The 16,746-nt window shown below is 43.0% G+C and carries 23 protein-coding genes and 1 riboswitch; of the genes, 8 read left to right on the top strand and 15 right to left on the bottom strand.

What is annotated here, in order from left to right:
- Positions 1-5: 5 nt before the first annotated feature.
- From MKY34_RS08875 to mnhG, 3 genes are read left to right on the top strand one after another with little or no spacing between them, the layout of a single operon-like run.
- Entirely contained in the window at positions 6-485 is a 480-nt protein-coding gene (locus tag MKY34_RS08875) for a Na+/H+ antiporter subunit E (RefSeq protein ID WP_342514821.1), read from the top strand.
- Positions 482-763: a Na(+)/H(+) antiporter subunit F1 gene (locus MKY34_RS08870; protein ID WP_342514820.1), complete on the top strand. Its 282-nt coding sequence runs from the start codon at positions 482-484 to the stop codon at positions 761-763. Before MKY34_RS08875 ends, MKY34_RS08870 begins: the two co-directional genes overlap by 4 nt.
- Positions 747-1,127, top strand: coding sequence for a monovalent cation/H(+) antiporter subunit G (mnhG, locus tag MKY34_RS08865; protein ID WP_342514819.1), 381 nt, complete (start codon positions 747-749; stop codon positions 1,125-1,127). The genes MKY34_RS08870 and mnhG overlap by 17 nt, the downstream gene beginning before the upstream one ends.
- A 48-nt stretch (positions 1,128-1,175) precedes the next feature.
- Here mnhG and MKY34_RS08860 read toward each other — a convergent pair whose 3' ends face one another.
- Positions 1,176-1,439 carry a hypothetical protein gene (locus tag MKY34_RS08860; protein ID WP_342514818.1) on the bottom strand — a complete coding sequence of 88 codons (264 nt, stop codon included), beginning with the start codon at positions 1,437-1,439 and terminating at the stop codon, positions 1,176-1,178.
- A gap of 63 nt (positions 1,440-1,502) precedes the next feature.
- Complete coding sequence (locus MKY34_RS08855; RefSeq protein WP_342514817.1) at positions 1,503-3,014, bottom strand: leucyl aminopeptidase; 1,512 nt, start codon at positions 3,012-3,014, stop codon at positions 1,503-1,505.
- Positions 3,015-3,166: 152 nt separating this feature from the next.
- Between MKY34_RS08855 and MKY34_RS08850 the strand changes: the two genes are divergently transcribed.
- A complete protein-coding gene (locus MKY34_RS08850; RefSeq protein WP_342514816.1) occupies positions 3,167-3,649 on the top strand; it encodes a divergent PAP2 family protein in 483 nt (160 codons plus the stop codon).
- A 61-nt stretch (positions 3,650-3,710) separates the two neighbouring features.
- Here the strand turns inward: MKY34_RS08850 and MKY34_RS08845 are convergent, their stop codons facing one another.
- The 3 genes from MKY34_RS08845 to MKY34_RS08835 form a co-directional block, all read right to left on the bottom strand.
- Complete coding sequence (locus MKY34_RS08845) at positions 3,711-4,034, bottom strand: YuiB family protein (RefSeq protein WP_342514815.1); 324 nt, start codon at positions 4,032-4,034, stop codon at positions 3,711-3,713.
- Positions 4,035-4,246: 212 nt separating this feature from the next.
- Positions 4,247-4,744, bottom strand: coding sequence for an NUDIX hydrolase (locus MKY34_RS08840; RefSeq protein WP_342514814.1), 498 nt, complete (start codon positions 4,742-4,744; stop codon positions 4,247-4,249).
- Between the two features lie 319 nt (positions 4,745-5,063).
- Positions 5,064-6,278, bottom strand: coding sequence for an NAD(P)/FAD-dependent oxidoreductase (locus MKY34_RS08835; RefSeq protein ID WP_342514813.1), 1,215 nt, complete (start codon positions 6,276-6,278; stop codon positions 5,064-5,066).
- Between the two features lie 565 nt (positions 6,279-6,843).
- Here MKY34_RS08835 and MKY34_RS08830 point away from each other — a divergent pair.
- Complete coding sequence (locus tag MKY34_RS08830) at positions 6,844-7,191, top strand: hypothetical protein (RefSeq protein WP_342514812.1); 348 nt, start codon at positions 6,844-6,846, stop codon at positions 7,189-7,191.
- A gap of 310 nt (positions 7,192-7,501) precedes the next feature.
- Here the strand turns inward: MKY34_RS08830 and MKY34_RS08825 are convergent, their stop codons facing one another.
- The 3 genes from MKY34_RS08825 to MKY34_RS08815 all read right to left on the bottom strand — a co-directional run bounded on the left by MKY34_RS08825 (position 7,502) and on the right by MKY34_RS08815 (position 8,420).
- Entirely contained in the window at positions 7,502-7,651 is a 150-nt protein-coding gene (locus MKY34_RS08825) for a hypothetical protein (protein WP_342514811.1), read from the bottom strand.
- Positions 7,652-7,772: 121 nt separating this feature from the next.
- Positions 7,773-7,925 carry a hypothetical protein gene (locus tag MKY34_RS08820; protein WP_342514810.1) on the bottom strand — a complete coding sequence of 51 codons (153 nt, stop codon included), beginning with the start codon at positions 7,923-7,925 and terminating at the stop codon, positions 7,773-7,775.
- 129 nt (positions 7,926-8,054) lie between these two features.
- The gene (locus tag MKY34_RS08815; RefSeq protein ID WP_342514809.1) at positions 8,055-8,420 is read right to left on the bottom strand and encodes an iron-sulfur cluster assembly accessory protein; all 366 of its coding nucleotides are present in this window, start codon (positions 8,418-8,420) and stop codon (positions 8,055-8,057) included.
- Positions 8,421-8,550: 130 nt separating this feature from the next.
- Between MKY34_RS08815 and MKY34_RS08810 the strand changes: the two genes are divergently transcribed.
- Positions 8,551-9,228 carry a DUF2225 domain-containing protein gene (locus MKY34_RS08810; RefSeq protein WP_342514808.1) on the top strand — a complete coding sequence of 226 codons (678 nt, stop codon included), beginning with the start codon at positions 8,551-8,553 and terminating at the stop codon, positions 9,226-9,228.
- Between the two features lie 51 nt (positions 9,229-9,279).
- Here the strand turns inward: MKY34_RS08810 and MKY34_RS08805 are convergent, their stop codons facing one another.
- Positions 9,280-9,516 carry a NifU family protein gene (locus tag MKY34_RS08805; RefSeq protein WP_342514807.1) on the bottom strand — a complete coding sequence of 79 codons (237 nt, stop codon included), beginning with the start codon at positions 9,514-9,516 and terminating at the stop codon, positions 9,280-9,282.
- Positions 9,517-9,601: 85 nt separating this feature from the next.
- On the opposite strand from MKY34_RS08805, the gene MKY34_RS08800 reads away from it, so the two are divergent.
- Entirely contained in the window at positions 9,602-9,931 is a 330-nt protein-coding gene (locus MKY34_RS08800) for a YuzD family protein (RefSeq protein ID WP_342514806.1), read from the top strand.
- Between the two features lie 276 nt (positions 9,932-10,207).
- On the opposite strand, the gene MKY34_RS08795 is transcribed toward MKY34_RS08800, so the two are convergent.
- Positions 10,208-11,275: an NAD(P)/FAD-dependent oxidoreductase gene (locus MKY34_RS08795; RefSeq protein ID WP_342514805.1), complete on the bottom strand. Its 1,068-nt coding sequence runs from the start codon at positions 11,273-11,275 to the stop codon at positions 10,208-10,210.
- Between the two features lie 139 nt (positions 11,276-11,414).
- On the opposite strand from MKY34_RS08795, the gene MKY34_RS08790 reads away from it, so the two are divergent.
- Positions 11,415-11,651 (top strand): YuzB family protein, encoded by a 237-nt coding sequence (locus MKY34_RS08790; RefSeq protein WP_342515224.1) that lies wholly within the window; start codon positions 11,415-11,417, stop codon positions 11,649-11,651.
- Between the two features lie 60 nt (positions 11,652-11,711).
- Here the strand turns inward: MKY34_RS08790 and MKY34_RS08785 are convergent, their stop codons facing one another.
- The 5 genes from MKY34_RS08785 to MKY34_RS08765 all read right to left on the bottom strand — a co-directional run bounded on the left by MKY34_RS08785 (position 11,712) and on the right by MKY34_RS08765 (position 16,305).
- Positions 11,712-12,479, bottom strand: coding sequence for a TIGR01457 family HAD-type hydrolase (locus MKY34_RS08785; protein ID WP_342514804.1), 768 nt, complete (start codon positions 12,477-12,479; stop codon positions 11,712-11,714).
- Entirely contained in the window at positions 12,479-12,928 is a 450-nt protein-coding gene (locus MKY34_RS08780) for a DUF86 domain-containing protein (RefSeq protein ID WP_342514803.1), read from the bottom strand. Before MKY34_RS08780 ends, MKY34_RS08785 begins: the two co-directional genes overlap by 1 nt.
- Before the next feature lie 174 nt (positions 12,929-13,102).
- Positions 13,103-13,414 carry a YutD family protein gene (locus MKY34_RS08775; RefSeq protein ID WP_342514802.1) on the bottom strand — a complete coding sequence of 104 codons (312 nt, stop codon included), beginning with the start codon at positions 13,412-13,414 and terminating at the stop codon, positions 13,103-13,105.
- Positions 13,415-13,432: 18 nt separating this feature from the next.
- A complete protein-coding gene (gene lipA, locus MKY34_RS08770; protein ID WP_342514801.1) occupies positions 13,433-14,392 on the bottom strand; it encodes a lipoyl synthase in 960 nt (319 codons plus the stop codon).
- 356 nt (positions 14,393-14,748) lie between these two features.
- The gene (locus MKY34_RS08765; RefSeq protein ID WP_342514800.1) at positions 14,749-16,305 is read right to left on the bottom strand and encodes a Na+/H+ antiporter NhaC family protein; all 1,557 of its coding nucleotides are present in this window, start codon (positions 16,303-16,305) and stop codon (positions 14,749-14,751) included.
- Between the two features lie 141 nt (positions 16,306-16,446).
- Positions 16,447-16,627: riboswitch (Lysine riboswitch) on the bottom strand.
- Positions 16,628-16,746 lie beyond the last annotated feature (119 nt).

The following is a 16,746-nucleotide window of genomic DNA, read 5'->3' as shown; positions in this document are numbered from 1 at the left end:
GAACGATGGCTTTTCAACTATTATTAAACTTTTTCATCGCCCTTGTGTGGATGTTTATGAGCTCTTCGATGTCCGCCTCTACCTTTATCGTCGGCTATTTAATCGGGCTGATTTTAATCATTATGATGAGGCGCTTTTTCAAGGAAAGACTTTACATTTCACGGTTATGGGCAACGTTTAAACTGACATTGTTATTTTTTAAAGAACTTACGCTGTCAAATATCGATGTGCTTCGTGTTGTCTTACGACCAAAGATGGATATTCAACCAATGATTTTTGCATTACCAACTGATCTCGAACACGACTGGGAAATTACATTGCTCTCCAGTCTCATCACATTAACACCAGGAACGATTGTGTTGAATGTCTCTGACGATCAACGCACGCTCTATATCCATGCTATCGATGTCGATGATGTGGATGATGCCATTGATTCTATTAAAAACTCTTTTGAAAAAGCGATTAAGGAAGTGAGCCGACCATGATGACATTCATTTGGATGTGTCTCATTCTTATCGTACTCTCGATTGCAGGGCTACTCTATCGGGTATTTAAGGGCCCTTCTACACCGGATAGACTGGTGGCACTGGATGCGATTGGCGTCATGCTGATTTCAGCAATCGCCTTGTTATCAATATTATTTGGCACTGGATTTTTCATCGAAGTCATTTTACTGATTGCGATTATGTCCTTCATCGGAACAGTGGCCTTCTCTAAATTTATTGAGAAAGGAGAGATTATCGAACGTGACCGTAATCGCTAATATTCTCATTGTCTCGACAATCGTTGTCGGTATCATTTTCACCATCGTTACCGTCATCGGTATCTTACGTTTACCCGATGTTTATACACGAGCACATGCTGCTTCTAAAAGTGCAACATTAGGGGTACTCAGTATTTTGTTAGGAGTCTTTTTTCACTTTTGGTTGAAGGAAGGACATTTTAGTATTCAGCTCATTTTAGCTATCGCCTTCCTGTTCATCACCTCGCCAATCGGAGGTCATTTGATGAGCCGGGCTGCTTATATGTCCGGTGTTAAACCGACAGAATTGACGGTCGGTGATGATCTCGCTAAAGTCGTAAAACGAACAAAACAAAACCAGTCGTCACCTAGACGCGAAGAATAAAAAAACGCCTAGCAACCATATCATCTGGTTGCCAGGCGTTTTTCAAATTCAGTATGGTCCGTAATACCCGTAGGGATAAGGATAATATGGGTATGGTGGATAATATGGATAGGGTGGATATCCTCCATATCCATATCCGCCTCCAAATCCACCTCCGTACCCTGGGAATATCGCCGATCCTAAAAGACCACCAGCAAGCCCTCCAAGAAATGGTCCCCCAAATCCATCAAACCCAAATCCGCGGCCAAAACCACGACCACCGTCAAAACCGCGACCAAATCCACCGCGGCCACCACCATGACCTCTAGGCATTTTTCTCCCCCTTTCCTACCTATCCTATTCATCTAAGGATAGCGGGAAAGAGACAACTGCCTATCAGTCCTCTATATTCGCATCTGCCAATCGTTCAACGACTGTCGCCAATGTCCGTGTCATCACACCAGTTGCTCCTTTTGGACCTAGATCATGCGCAGCAGCCGCGTCTGACGTCCCTGCGATGTCAAGATGAATCCAAGGTGTATCGCCTGCAAACTCCCCAACAAAGCCACCACCAAAGATCATATGACCATCACGCCCTGGCGAATTATTGAGGTCCGCGACATCACTTTTACGAATTCGCTTCTTATCATTTTCCGTCAATGGTAGCCGCCAAACAAATTCACCAGTTTCCAAAGACGCTTGCATAAATTCTTCGAAGAATGCTTCGTCATTTGTCAGCGCACCAGTTTTATCATTGCCAAGCGCAATGATGACTCCACCTGTTAGTGTGGCAACATCGATAAGATAGTCAGCACCGGATTGTTTGGCATATGTGACAGCATCCGCTAGTACAAGCCGCCCTTCCGCATCCGTATTCAACACTTCAATCGTCTTACCGCTCAAGGACGTAATGACATCATCTGGCTTGAAAGCCTCGCCAGAAACCATGTTATCTGTTGCCCCAATAACCGCAATGACATTTTTCGCTGGACGCAACTCTCCAATGATGCTCATAGCTCCAAGCACAGCAGCTGCACCACCCATATCACCTTTCATGCCGACCATACCATCTTTCGGTTTTAATGAATAGCCGCCTGTATCATACGTCACACCTTTACCTACTAGGCCGATGACATCTTCCCATTGCTCTGTCGCTGCATATTTTAAGACGATGAGCTTTGGTTCCTCTACAGATCCTTTATTAACCGCTAGAATTGCACCCATACCGAGCTCTTCCATTTCTTTTTTTCCAAGTACTTCAATATCAAAATCGTATTTTCCCGCAAGCTCACGTGCATAATCCGCCATTTTCGTCGCTGTTAATAGATTCGGTGGCATATTGACCAAATTACGCGCTTCATTCACTGCATGTGCATAGACTTTTCCTACTTCAAAAGCAGCCCTCAACTCATCTTCATCTGCTGATGACAGAAATGTGAGCGTGCCAAGCGTTACGTCTCGTTCATTAGAATCCGTACGATAGCCTTCGAACTTGTACATGCCGAGTCCAATGCCTTCTGTTGCCGCGAACACGACATCTTCACAGGATAGGTTGTCGTTAGTAAAAGGAGCTGTCCATACAGCCGCCGAAGCCGCTTTTCCAGCTGCAAGTTCTTTCCCTACTGCGGCAAATGCTTGACGCAAAAGATCCTCGTTCAGCTTCTTCTGTGTGCCAAGTCCAACGAATAACACACGCTTATAACCACTTGCTTCAATCGCAGGCATTTTAACAATCTTTTTGAAATCTGTTGAAATATCTCCGGATTTTAGCCACTCAGGTAAACGGGCACTAAATACGTTGACGAACTCATCCCATCCTACCGTATTTTCTGGATGTGTTGGCACACCAATTACTAAGACATCCGCTTCTACTTTCCCAAAATCTCGTTCAATAATTGTTGTTTTCATTCGAAGACCTCCCGTTTTTCATTCACTCCATAGTATATACTAAATTTTCAGCCGTTTGTACGAATTCGTTCGGAAACCGAACTACCTTGTTTTCAAAATGGCTCCTTGTGGTATACTAACGGTATCATTTCTGAATTTTTGAAAAGGAGTGGATGACAGTGGCTATACTCCAAAACATCCCGCTTCTTGCGGCGTTATTTGGAATTGTCTTTGCACAAATCGTGAAAATTCCCATCCATTTTTTTCTCAATGGTAAACTCGATTGGAAGCTCATGACATCGACTGGTGGCATGCCGAGTTCCCACTCCGCCGCAGTCACCTCTTTGACAACGGCAATTGCCTACGAGGCTGGACTCGACTCACCACTCTTCGCAGTGTCAGCCATCTTCGCAGTCATCGTGATGTTTGACGCGACAGGCATCCGCTACCAAGCCGGGCAACAAGCACTTATTATCAATCAAATGCGTAATGATTTTCAAACCTTTGTGCAAGAAGCGAAAGGTTGGCAACAAAAAGACGGGCAACAAAAAATCAAAGAGTTAAAAACCTTACTAGGTCATAAGCCAAGTGAAGTATTTGCCGGAGCTGTAACCGGTATCCTCATCTCCGTCATCATTTATACGTTTATTATCTAAAAAAAAGTGTGCACAAGCTATTTCGCTTGTACACACTTTTTTGTCTAGGCTCCGGCGTCTGTTAAAACATCTGATAGCCTTGCTTCCTCAATAGCTTAATAACAAATCCAGAAATAATTGCGCCTAGGAGACCGCTCGCTAAAATGACGATATCCACGGTATGGAGTGCCATGATCTTTTCACCCAAAAGGGAAAAAGCATACTTCGGTTTCGTAATATATTCATACATTTTCACTTCGTCAATAATGAAGATGACGACAATCGGGTAAATGATTGCCATTAGCCATGTCATTCGAAGAAGCATATTTAAGAGAAATCCAATACCGAAAAACATTACGATGAAAATCAGTACGGATAAGACGACATGCGTCAATGAAATGGTCAATGAAACTACCTCCGTTTTCCACTCATTATTTTACAGGAACAGCTAGACGCTTTCAATAGAACGCCACTGGTTCGTCAATTTGTCGAATTTATCGAAGTATATATGTTGAACAAAAGTACCTTCCTAATAACGCTCGGCGCTTGCGGATGCCTCCCGCCAGAGATTAGTGAGAATCATAATTTCGATTTATATAGAAAGGTCGCCAGCAAATATTATTTTTTAAAAAATAGTTTATAAGCTGTATAGCCAAATTGATCGCCAGGATTCACATTCGCAATTTCATCCAAACCCGATGCAATTACTTTTTCCACCATCTCCAGGATCATCATAGAAGTGTCTGGATCTGCTTTCAATTCAACTGGACTTTTCCACGCAACCTCAGATATTTCTTTCAATTGAGGCACTAGTAACTGTCCCTCACTCGTAGGTGCTAGCAAAAAAACCGCCATATTATCACTGATTTCCCCCTTCAATACCCCAGTCCGAAAGCCAATCATCCCTTCCAAACGTGATGCAATGCCTGCCTCTTCTTGCACTTCACGAATGGCAGCACCGTCTGCGGTCTCATTCCCATCAACAAAGCCTGCCGGAATGGACCACTTGCCCTTCAAGCCACCATAGGTTTTTCGCACAACAAGCCATTGCCCCTCGCTATTGACGACAAGACCTGCCGCACCAAGCCATACATTTCCGCGTTTATTCCGTGACATTGCCCCACAACCTTTCTAAAAAAGCACCTACCGTCAAAGACAGGCAGGTGCTTGGAAAGTATGTTATTCCATTACGCTCAGCATCAATTACGCCTCGGCGTAATTGCGTCCAGATTTTTTTCGAGCTCGGGGCCTACAGGAAGTAGGTCATGCAACCGTTGCCGCAGGACGCGACGAACTTAGGTTGCCTTCCAAAGCTCCCCCAAAAAAATCTGTGACATCCGTCGGAGGTTTTTATCTCATCACCTGTCGAGGTGGGAGTTTTCTGTAGCTGACGCTTCGCTTACAGTACAAAAAGATTTGCTGAATGAAGATAAAATCAAAGGAAGTTGAATTTACCTTTTTTAATTGTTAGACCAAGTCCACCAATCATGAACAATGAACGGTTATCAACCATTTTCTTCATGAATGAAGCTTTTGAACCTGTCAATTTTTTACCGAATACTAAACCGATTGCATCGTCTTCACCAAGTGAACATACGCTACCTTTTAAGTCAGGCACAAACGTTGCAGTTGCGCGTCCTTGTAAAAGAGCGATGATGTTTTTTGCACACATCTCACCTTGTTGCATTGCGATTTGTGCTGTTGGTGGGAATGGACGATTCACTTCTTCATTGATCATTAATGCACAGTCTCCAACAACGAACACGTCAGAGAAGCCTGGCGCACGAAGATCTTTGTCGACTTTAACACGCGCACGCATGTTTTCGATACCCGATGACTCGATCAAACGGTTACCGCGAACACCCGCAGCCCATACAACCGTACCAGCTTTGATGAATTCAAATTCATCGTCGCCTTTTTTAATGTTAACACCTTCTTCAGTTGCCTCGACAACTGGTGTACCGATTGAGAATTCGATACCTTTTGCTTCTAGTCTAGATACCGCATATTTCACAAGATCCGGATCGAACCCTGGAAGTACCATTGGAGCTGCCTCTACACAAAGTACGCGCACTTTTTCAGCTGGTACGTCAAACTCTTTGCAAAGTTCTGGTACACGGTTACCAAGCTCACCAAGTAGCTCAATTCCCGAGAAACCTGCGCCTCCAACAACGATTGTTAGACGGCTATCATCTTTCTCTTCTTCAAGAGACCATGTTGCAAATTGGTATTCAATATGTTCACGGATTTGACGAGCTGCTTTCACGTTTGCCATTGCAAGCGCATATTTGTCAAGTCCTGGAATTCCAAATGTTTCACCTTCAAAGCCAAGAGAAACAACGAGGTAATCATATGTATGCGTACCTACATTTGTTGTAACAACTTTCTCATTCACGTCAATTGCTTGAACTTCGGCTTGGATGAATTTTACTTTTTGCTCATTTATAACACTCTTAATATCATAACGAACCTGTTCAGGAGACAATGTCCCTGCCGCAGCTTCGTGAAGCCATGTGGACTCATAGTGATACTCATTTTTGTTAATAAGAACGACGTCTGCTTCGTCTGTTCCAAGTGATTTTTGCAAGTTCACAACTGTTGACAAGCCGCCATAACCTGCACCTAATACTAAAATTGTCGGTCTTTTCACGAAGATCGAAACCACCTTTGATTTTTTTTATGTGCCCGGCCCTCGTGAAATCGGTTGCACCGACATTTACACAGTCCTGGCCTTTGTCGGTTTTCGACAAACTTCTATCTCTTATAGTAGCCCTTTTGGTACGCCATTTCAATACAATAATTGAAGTAAGAAATGTCTGAAGATATCGAATACACTTAATGACTTACTCATTAACAAACAAAACGCCCTCCCCTATTGAATAAGGAGGGCGTTGCCGGCCCGTTGTTCAGTAACAGTGTTTGCTTTTCACTACTGGTACACGTTTGTTTTTATGAAAGTAACATTCAGGTACATTCAAGACATACATAGGAAAAGCGATAGAGCAATTACTCTACCGCCTGTTGCAGTCATTGGATGCTATCGTATTTTTTGCCTAAACAGATAAACAAACTTGCTACCCTTAGATAACTTCACCACACCAATAATTGTAAATGTGCTACACTATACAAAATAACGGATTATTCATTCTTCAGACTGACAGGCAGTATTGCCTAGTTAAGGAATTAGTCTCCACATTAGTTTTTGGAGGGATTATTTGAACATAAATATTGACTCACTTATTACTTTTCTGATTATGTGGGGGACACCTACTATTATGATGCTCATAACCTATTTAAAAATGAACAAAGATGATAAAAATGACGTGAAAAAGGATTTTAAATCCGCACATTTTATTTTCACTATTGGCTTCCTGGTAACAGGCTACTTTCTTGCTTCTTTAGGAAATCTACTGACATTAAATATTATGAAGTTACTTGGGATTCCCCTAATGATAATAGCGGGGATTTCTGTAGTGGCGGATGTGCGGAGGAAAAATAAAGTCAAAAGTATTTTACTGCCCATACTTATCCTAGCTATGATATTCGCCGTAACTGTAGGATAAATACTTAGAGTTAGATTTTGTGCTAACAGGTGCTCGGTTTAATTAAGAACAGGACTTGCGTGTATGATCGATTCTCATATACATGCAAGTCCTTTTGTTTAGCCTTATCTCCGTTTTAGCTGTTCGGAATGAAGTTCCACATCCACAAATGCAATGGTAAATCCACCCCATAAGGGAATCTTTATAAACAGCTTTATATCAACGTTTATTATTGTTTTGATGGATTATAAATCACAGTCTGGATTGTGTATGTCGCTAATTCTAAAATAGCCTTTTGCTATTGGCCTATTTTTGAAGACATATCTTCATTTTATTTATCCGCTTGCTGTTGCTTCTTTTTTAAATATTCCGCACGTATTTTTTCAAGTTGCTGCTTTTTATCAAATTTGGCAGGCTTGTGTTTTTCATGATACTTTGTCACAGCTGCTTGACCTTTGCTATCCAATTGATATTTCCCCACTTCGTTCACCTACTTTTCTTGTCTTTAAAAAGACTCTTCAACAAATATAATATACCTTATTTTGCTGAATTAAACCTTATTAGTATCTGCTAACCTGGCATTTCCCTCTCATGCCTTTACATTAGATATTAAAAATCCTGTATCGCTCTGTATGACTTGATAGTAATAACGTCATCGCAACAATGTCAATCACTTGCTCAAAGCTAATCTTCGGATATTCCTTCCCCATTGCCATTTTACCAGCAACTGTTCGTTGCCTCATTTTCAAAACCATACAAAAAAGCCTTTTTGATTTGTACTGTTTTGCAACATACAAATCAAAAAGGCTTGGTATCTAAAACCCTAAATACATCAATTTCTACTGTTATCTATAATCCTGATTCACCGTATCAAAAAGCCAATATCAATCACATTCCGCAGGGGTTCCTGCCTTTTTAGCTGTTCGGAATGAAGTCCCACACCCGCAAGATGCAATGGCATTAGGATTTTCTATAGTAAATCCGCCCCCCATGAGGGACTCTTTGTAGTCAACTTGTGTACCTTGAAGAATTCCGGCGTCTTCACGCGAAACGAGTATTTGCAAACCGTGCTGTTCGAGCAAGAAATCTGCATCTGACTTTTCGGTTTCAAAACCCATTCCATAAGTCAATCCGCTACATCCTCCACCATTTACAGCAACGCGTAAAAATGAACCTTCTTCATCATTATGGCGCATCATTTCCTTCACGTGAAATGCTGCTGCTTCTGTCACTTCAACAACTTGTGTCATCCGTAGTCACCTTCCTTCGTTTTCTTCTCTCCATCATAGCAATCATTTCGTGGACAGTGCAACGTTAATACTCAAAGTTTGAGCGAATATGCGTTATACTAGAGAGGAATGTACAATTGGAGGGTTTCATATGGAGATTAGCCCGTTCTATGATAAAAAATTTGACTGTATCAACTGTAAGGAAAAATTTACTTCTACAAAAATCCGCTCCCGTTTTATCCGGATTGCGGAACATGAAAGTGACTTTCGGACACTCTATAAGCAACCGGAAGTCAATCCCATCTATTATACGGTTACGGTTTGCCCTCATTGCGGTTTCTCTTTCACCGACGAGTTCTCCCCTTACTTTGCGCCTAGCACAAAGGACATTATACATGAACAAATTACAGCCAAATGGACGGGACGATCCTTCGGCAACATTCGAACACCCGACGAGGCGATTGAAACTTACAAACTAGCTTTTCTAAGTGCTAGTTTGAAAAAAGAAAACGCACTTACAAAAGCTGGGCTAGCCCTGCGTATCGCTTGGCTATATCGAGAAATTGCTAATGTCGAGCATGAACAGCGCTTTCTCACTATCGCCAGAGATTTGTATACAGAAGCCTACTCTGAAGGCGACTATAAAGGTACACAAATGTCCGAGACACGTGTCTTATATTTGTTAGCAGAACTATCATGGCGAATTAGCGATCGAGAAGAAGCCGTTCGTAGCTTTTCACGTGTTATCGAAGGACAACGCCTATCAAACGAACCACATATCGTCCAAATGGCCAAAGAACGTTGGCAGGAAATACGGGAACTAACCTAATGAGAAAAGACGAACCCCAGTGGATTCGTCTTTTCCCAGCATTCAATGCAATTAAAATACTTGTTCTACTTCAACAACGCCCGGAACTTCTTCAAGTAAAGCACGTTCAATACCTGCTTTTAGCGTAATTGTCGAGCTTGGGCATGTACCACAAGCACCGAGTAGGCGAAGCTTTACGATACCATCTTCGATATCCACTAGCTCGCAGTCGCCACCATCTCGTAGTAAGAATGGGCGTAATTTATCTAGAACTTCTTGTACGGATTCTGTCATTGCTGTTTCTGCCATTGTATTTAAACTCCCCTTTCCTTATACTTATTATAAACTGGAAAGAAGAAAAAATCCAACTTTGAATTGTGAGGAGACGAATTTAATGAATGCAAACAAAGTAAAGATTGAAATTTACGGTGCAAATGTGATTTGTGCAAGCTGTGTAAACGCCCCTTCATCCAAAGATACGTACGAATGGCTACAAGCTGCTATCGATCGTAAGTATCCAAATCAGCCATATGACATCGAATACATTGACATCGATTCTCCGATTGAAGATGACAAACAAAAAGACATCGTTCAACAAATACTTGATGACGAATTTTTCTACCCACTTGTTATGATTGAGGATGAAATGATTGGCGAAGGCTATATCCAGTTGAAACCTGTTTTTACAGCACTTGAAAAGCGCGGCTACGTTGCACAATCCTAAGTGGACATGCAAAGCGCACTACTGATAATGACATACAATAACTGAGAATTACTAAAGCCCTCATTCCAATTTTTCTGGAATGAGGGCTTTTTGCCATATACGTTGAACAAAAGAACCTTCCTAACAATGCTCGGCGCTTGCGGATGCCTCCCGCCATAAGCCGGGCAGAAAAAAACACTGCCTGGCTTACAGCTTCGGCTTCGGCGACCGCTTGTAAGGCGCCTTCGCTGGAGATTAGTGAAAATCATAAGTTCAATTTATATAGCTATAATCTACTTAACCATTATGCCATTTGTACATCCAAAGCACGCCTGATTTTAACAATCTTGCGATACGGCCTGTAACCGTGCGATCTGCAAGGTAAGCGAAGCCTTGTTTCTTTCCAAGTGATCCAAGGAAGCCTTTTAACTTAATTTCCGGCATTTTCTCCGGTAATGGCTCACCGCTCCATACGAGGCGCAAGACTTTGACAATTTGTTCGGCTTGTTCCTCTGCTACTTGGGCGCTTGGTGCGTAAGGCAATGCTGCACAGTCACCGACAACATAGACATCCGTAAAGCCCGGGATTTGGTGATGCGCGTTCAGTACAACACGTCCCCCAGTCCCCTTTTCCACGTCCATATTTTTGACAGATTGAACGGGGCGAATACCAGCTGTCCAAACAACCGCATCGACTGCAATCGTTTCTTCATGGTTATAAAGTACATTGGATTCGACTTTTGTAATATTCGACTCTGACACAACATCGATATCATGTTTATCAAACCAACCTTGAACATAATTACTCAGTCGCTCAGGGAAGTCCCTCAAAATCCGTGGACTACGGTCGAACAGTTTAATGTTCAAATCAGGTCGGCTTTCCCGCAACTCACTGGCAAGCTCGATTCCACTCAACCCAGCACCTACGATGCCAACGGTTGCACCGCCGCCAAGACCGAGAAGCTTTTCATAAGTTGTACGTGATTTTCCAATAGTTTGAATGCTATACGTATGTTCAGCCGCACCTGGTACGTCGTGATAATTATCCTCACAGCCAAGGCCAATAACTAGTTCATCGTATTCAACTTGCAGACCATTCCCAAGATACACACATTTCTCATCAGGCTTGATCTCAATAATTTCGCCTTCAACAAATTTCAATTGAGAGTGCGTTGGGAGCGGTACACGTATTTCTGAATCTGACATTGTCCCCGCCGCTAGTCCGTAAAACTCTGTTTTCATACTATGGAAAGGTGTTCTATCCACGAGGGTGATTTCGATATTCTCCGGAAGTTCTTTGGTCAATAAACGCAACAAAATGCGCATATTCCCATAGCCGGCTCCTAATAGTACAAGTTTTCTCATAATTATTCTCCTTCATACTGCATAATCCGACATTTTCTCATCTCTGATTATAGCAGTTTGTGACATGTTTCACAATAAGTCATAGCAATTGACGTTTTAGAAAAAAAGGAGTAGGATGCCTAGTAGTGAGGTGATCGTCGTGAATCCGATTGTCGAGTTTTGCATAAGTAATATTGCAAACGGTTCACAAGAAACATTTGAGAAATTGGAAAGAGATCCGAATCTAGATGTTCTCGAGTACGGCTGTCTAAGCTATTGTACGAAATGTACAGAAACGTTGTACGCGATTGTCAATGGGGAAGTTGTCGAAGCCGACACACCCGACGAACTGACGGAACGTATCTATCAATTCATCGAAGATAATCCGCTCTTTTGAGCATCATGGCTACCCGCCTCTTCTAAAAGCGGGTAGCTTTTTTATACTCTCATACAGCCCTTATTGACCCCAGTCCAACAGCGTTTGAAGATGGTAGGTCGGTTGCTGCTCTTTCAACAACAGCTCGTCCCGGGACGTCACGCCACCCGCCACATGAATCGTATCGATGCCGAAACGAATACCCGCTTGAATATCGGTATCATAATTATCCCCAACCATCAACATCTCTTCTTTACTATAACCATTTGCCTGTTGGATAAAACCAAGCATATGCGATTCGGGCTTGCCAACATATACCGGCTTACATCCAGATGCCATTTCTAGCAATTTCACGAAGGAACCATTCCCTGGAACAAGCCCTCTCTCCATCGGCAGTGCCTTGTCACCATTTGTCGCAATAAACATTGCACCTGCACGTAGCGCAAGATTTGCCTCTGCTAATTTTGCATACGTAATATCACGATCAATGCCTACAACAACGACATCGGGATTGGCATCGGTGAGCCTCATGCCTTCCGCCACCAAGGCTTCATGCAAGCCCGTTTCTCCAATCATCATGACCGAGGCGCCGCTATGGTGTGATGCACAATATTTTGCCGCAGCTATCGCAGATGTCATAATGCGCTGCTCATCCGCTTTCACGCCGAAGGATGCTAATTTTTCTTGAACTTGCAAACGTGTCATAGATGAATTATTCGTTATAAAATACGGATCTACCCCGTTTGCTTGCGCATTCGCGATAAAAGTTACCGCTTCCGTAATCGGCTCCGTTCCTCTGTAAACCGTTCCATCCAAGTCCAGACAAATCGCTCTATACTTATTGAACATTATTTTTCTTCCGGTAAAAATGCCGATACCGGTCCTAGCTCATTCTCAAGGTAGTGACGCACTTTATCAGAAAATGCCAACAGTTCCTTCTGCGTTGCCGCCAGCACGTCGTTGATTTCTTGAACATCAACTTTTGTAAACTCACGGACAATCATTTTTCTGAGCTCAATCACACGTTTCAATGGCCCAGCCATTTCCGTTGTAATGACACGCTCATCTTCCATAATATCAATAATATCTTCATAACTTCCTGGATCACGCATGATGAAACCGTCAATCATCGCATTGCCTACATCAATAATTGATTCAATCACGACATGCGCAATCCGTTCAAGCGCTAATACACTCACCTCATTAGCTGCCCAGTCCTTTTCTTGTTCATATACCCCAAGTAGCTTCTCCATATGCACAAGTGCGTCATTAATTTGGTTTCGGTCCACAAAATACATGTATTGTTCCTCCTAATTTATCAAATATGCTTCGACGGTTATACGACTAGATTTCGTATGGCATTCACACCATTTCAAAACCTATCCGCGTCAAAGACCTCAACTAATCATACCATATTCACTGACATGAAAAGACCCGCGTATCTAGCATCTTTGCTAGGCACGCGGGACTTATTAAGCTTTCACTTCTGCTTCAGGTTTCTCCTGTTTGACACGTCCGGATTTTTTCAAGACGAAATAAGCACAGCCGAAATTGCAGTACTCATAAAGATAATCCTGTAGCGTACTAATCTTCGTTTCATACGTTGCCTTCTGATTACGGTCATCAAAAAAACCTTTTAAACGGAGTTGTCCGTATCCCCAGTCGCCAAGTATGTAATCATATTTGAGAAGGACATCACTATATCTTGCAAGAAATGCCTCTTCATTGAACCCTTCACGATAGTTCGTCAGAAGTTCAAACTGCCAATCATCGATTATTATCATTCAACGTTCACCGCCACATTAGTTTTGCAGTGCCGTTTCGAGTTGCTCATCGCCTAGGCGTTGTCTTTCTTTTGCTGCCGCATTGACCTGCTCATCTGCATGGTAACTTGAACGAACAAGTGGACCCGCCTCACAGTGTGAGAACCCTTTCGACATTGCAATTTTTCGTAACTCACCGAATTCCTGCGGCGAATAGTATTTCTGTACTTTCAAATGTTTTTTCGTTGGCTGCAAATACTGACCAATCGTCATAATATCTACTTTATGCGCACGAAGATCATCCATCGTTTCAAGAATTTCTTCATGTGTTTCACCAAGACCTAACATCAAAGAAGATTTCGTCGGAATATCTGGTTGCAGTTCTTTTGCACGCAACAGCAATTCCAAAGAGCGATCATACGTAGCACGTGCACGCACTCTAGGTGTCAATCGACGTACCGTTTCGATATTATGATTCAGAATATCTGGTTTCGCATCCATCAAACGCTCGATATTCTCGTAGACGCCCCCCATATCTGATGGTAACACTTCTACCGTCGTAAATGGATTTTTTCTGCGAATTGCACGGATTGTTTCAGCAAATATCGCCGATCCACCATCTTTTTGATCATCACGCGCAACAGCCGTGACGACTGTATGTTTTAAATTCATCAGTGCAACTGAATCGGCAACACGTTCCGGTTCTGCTAAGTCAAGTTCCGTTGGTAAGCCTGTTTTAACTGCACAGAAGCGACATGCGCGTGTACACACAGCTCCAAGGATCATGAAGGTAGCCGTTCGACGTTCTCCCCAACATTCATGGATATTCGGACAACGCGCCTCTTCACATACGGTATTAAGATTATTTTCCCGCATGAGCTTCTTCAGGCCTGTATAGTTATCATTCGTATTAAGCTTAATTTTCAGCCAATCCGGTTTTTTAACATGCTCCGCTCTACTTCCTTGTTCTGGTCTGCACGACACAACAATCGACTCCATTCTACGGTGTACTCACATACGCCTTGCATATTTTCAATTGACTTTCTACTGTACCCAACTAGGGATTACTGTTGCCAATGTAACATATATTCAGACTTCAAACAACCACCGAACATTCTATACAGCGGCTCTTTAAGAAAAAAAGAAAGCGCCTATAACACGACGCTTTCCTGTTTGTTACCGCTTCTCTAAATGTTAGGCTACCGCTTTTCTTGCCTGTCTAGGTTTCAGCGCCTAGGAGCCCGGGTCGTTTGGGCCTACAGGAGGTAGGTCATGCAGTCATCCTCTTTGCTGATAAAGGCAAAAAGCGCCTTTATCTTCAAGCCCTCCAACGCCTATCGCTCCTGACCAGGCGCTTACGCTTTTCTTGCTTGCATCGTCCAAACTGAAAACAGGATGATTAAAATCACAGCTACAGTCGCAAGACCAAACCATACGGAACCTGTAAGGCCTAGCACAATGTAACCAACTGCCGCAATCGTCGCACTGATAATCGCATACGGTAATTGTGTTGTGACATGATCCATCAAGTTACTACCAGCCCCAGTAGACGACAAAATCGTCGTATCTGAAATCGGTGAACAGTGATCCCCGAAGACCGCCCCTGCAAGAACAGCCGCTAACGCCGGGAGTAACATATCTGGCGCGGCTTCAATCATAATTGTTCCCGCAATCGGTAAAAGGATCCCGAATGACCCCCATGATGTCCCCGTCGCAAATGCCATCAGTCCCGCAAGTACGAAGATAATAACGGGTAAGAATGCCACTGGAAGATTCGCTTCCGTCACAACTTGCGATAAATATGCGCCCGTATCTAACGTAGCAATTAAATCCGTCAATCCCCATGCAAACACGAGAATCAGTACCGCTGGAAGCATCGCCTTGATACCACTTGTAAACGCACGTAGCATTAGCCCCATATTCGCTGTCTCATTATGTTTCATCTGCATCATATAAAGAATAGCAGCGACCGCTGTCCCGACAATTCCACCTGTCAATAATGACAGAGGCACATCCGTGTTTTCAAAAATCGACCAGATGTTCATCGAACCACCTGCCACATAGCCTGTTCTAAACATCATCGCAAATGTTACAACGACTAATGTCACGATTGGTGCAACAAGGTCACGTACACGACCATGTGTATGCACAGGGAAATCGTCTTTCAATTGGCCTGGGATATCTTTATTCGGATCAAATAATTGTCCTTTATCCTGAGCAAGTTTCTCATGCTTTTTCATTTCAAACAGGTCAATATCTGTCCATGCAAAGAAGAAGACCATCGCTAATGTTGCGACGACATAGAAATTCATAGGCGCCATCATGATGAATGCCGATAATGGCGAATAACTAATCGCCGCAGCCCCTCCAAAAATCAATGCCATTTGACCAATTAAGAAAGCACCCCAGCTCGAAATTGGAGAAATTGAACAGATTGGTGCAGACGTCGAATCGATAAAATAAGCTAGTTTCGCACGGGAAATCTTGTGCTGATCCGTAATCGGACGCGCAATTTGACCAACCGCTAACGCATTAAAGTAGTCATCTACGAATATCGCAATCCCTAAAACGACTGTTAGCAACTTCGCTCCTCGCTTTGTTTTAATACGGCGTACAGCCCATTCCGCGAACGCCCGGCTACCGCCTGATAGACTCACGAACGCTGTAATGACACCGAGTAAAAGAATGAATAACATGATACAAATATTATATATATTCACTTCTCCTCCATCCCAGAAGGAGACAATCATTCCATTCCATAAGTACTTGATGGACTCCCCTGGTGCAAAGGACGCTGCGAGTAAAGCCGCGGCAACAATTCCCGATCCCAGTGATAGTAATACGCGTTTTGTCGCCAACACCATGACAATCGCAATGATTGGCGGCAAAATTGAAACCCATGTTCCGATCATGCTAAATTCCTCCGTTTTCATTCAGTAGTAAGGCTCTTCAGGAGGGACTAAAAAACCGGCTCCCACAACATTTTACAATGCAAGGGAAGCCGGCTTATCTACGTTTCGTTTGTTGGATAAATCATACTGCTTATCTAACTTACGACTTGTAGCTCATCATACGTCTTATCAGACTCATGACAGTGTTATCCCTATTCGGAATAACCCCAGCCTGATGGACTCGACAACCCCATCAAACTTCGGCAAAGCTTCCTTTTACATACGGTCATAGATGTCACTCTCACGTATGCGACTCATAAGCAATGCAGCCTCTACCCAATCGATATTTTTAATACCATTACAAGCCTATCAGTAATTCATAGCGTTTTCAAGCCTCGATGAAAGGTTAAGAAAAGTGCGAGTCTTCCAACTCAATCAATTACGCCTCGGCGTAATTGCGTC

The organism is Sporosarcina sp. FSL K6-1522, assembly GCF_038622445.1.
Lineage (GTDB): Bacteria > Bacillota > Bacilli > Bacillales_A > Planococcaceae > Sporosarcina.
The sequence above is the reverse complement of the archived record's forward strand: the minus strand, read 5'-3'. Positions and strand labels throughout refer to the sequence as shown.

Coding starts and splice junctions, on each gene's coding strand:
- MKY34_RS08875 (WP_342514821.1), top strand. CDS start 6: ATGGCTTTTCAACTATTATTAAACTTTTTCATCGCCCTTGTGTGGATG.
- MKY34_RS08870 (WP_342514820.1), top strand. CDS start 482: ATGATGACATTCATTTGGATGTGTCTCATTCTTATCGTACTCTCGATT.
- MKY34_RS08860 (WP_342514818.1), bottom strand. CDS start 1,439: ATGCCTAGAGGTCATGGTGGTGGCCGCGGTGGATTTGGTCGCGGTTTT.
- MKY34_RS08855 (WP_342514817.1), bottom strand. CDS start 3,014: ATGAAAACAACAATTATTGAACGAGATTTTGGGAAAGTAGAAGCGGAT.
- MKY34_RS08850 (WP_342514816.1), top strand. CDS start 3,167: ATGACAGTGGCTATACTCCAAAACATCCCGCTTCTTGCGGCGTTATTT.
- MKY34_RS08840 (WP_342514814.1), bottom strand. CDS start 4,744: ATGTCACGGAATAAACGCGGAAATGTATGGCTTGGTGCGGCAGGTCTT.
- MKY34_RS08820 (WP_342514810.1), bottom strand. CDS start 7,925: ATGGTTTTGAAAATGAGGCAACGAACAGTTGCTGGTAAAATGGCAATG.
- MKY34_RS08815 (WP_342514809.1), bottom strand. CDS start 8,420: ATGACACAAGTTGTTGAAGTGACAGAAGCAGCAGCATTTCACGTGAAG.
- MKY34_RS08810 (WP_342514808.1), top strand. CDS start 8,551: ATGGAGATTAGCCCGTTCTATGATAAAAAATTTGACTGTATCAACTGT.
- MKY34_RS08805 (WP_342514807.1), bottom strand. CDS start 9,516: ATGGCAGAAACAGCAATGACAGAATCCGTACAAGAAGTTCTAGATAAA.
- MKY34_RS08800 (WP_342514806.1), top strand. CDS start 9,602: ATGAATGCAAACAAAGTAAAGATTGAAATTTACGGTGCAAATGTGATT.
- MKY34_RS08795 (WP_342514805.1), bottom strand. CDS start 11,275: ATGAGAAAACTTGTACTATTAGGAGCCGGCTATGGGAATATGCGCATT.
- MKY34_RS08785 (WP_342514804.1), bottom strand. CDS start 12,479: ATGTTCAATAAGTATAGAGCGATTTGTCTGGACTTGGATGGAACGGTT.
- MKY34_RS08780 (WP_342514803.1), bottom strand. CDS start 12,928: ATGTATTTTGTGGACCGAAACCAAATTAATGACGCACTTGTGCATATG.
- MKY34_RS08775 (WP_342514802.1), bottom strand. CDS start 13,414: ATGATAATAATCGATGATTGGCAGTTTGAACTTCTGACGAACTATCGT.
- lipA (WP_342514801.1), bottom strand. CDS start 14,392: ATGGAGTCGATTGTTGTGTCGTGCAGACCAGAACAAGGAAGTAGAGCG.
- MKY34_RS08765 (WP_342514800.1), bottom strand. CDS start 16,305: ATGATCGGAACATGGGTTTCAATTTTGCCGCCAATCATTGCGATTGTC.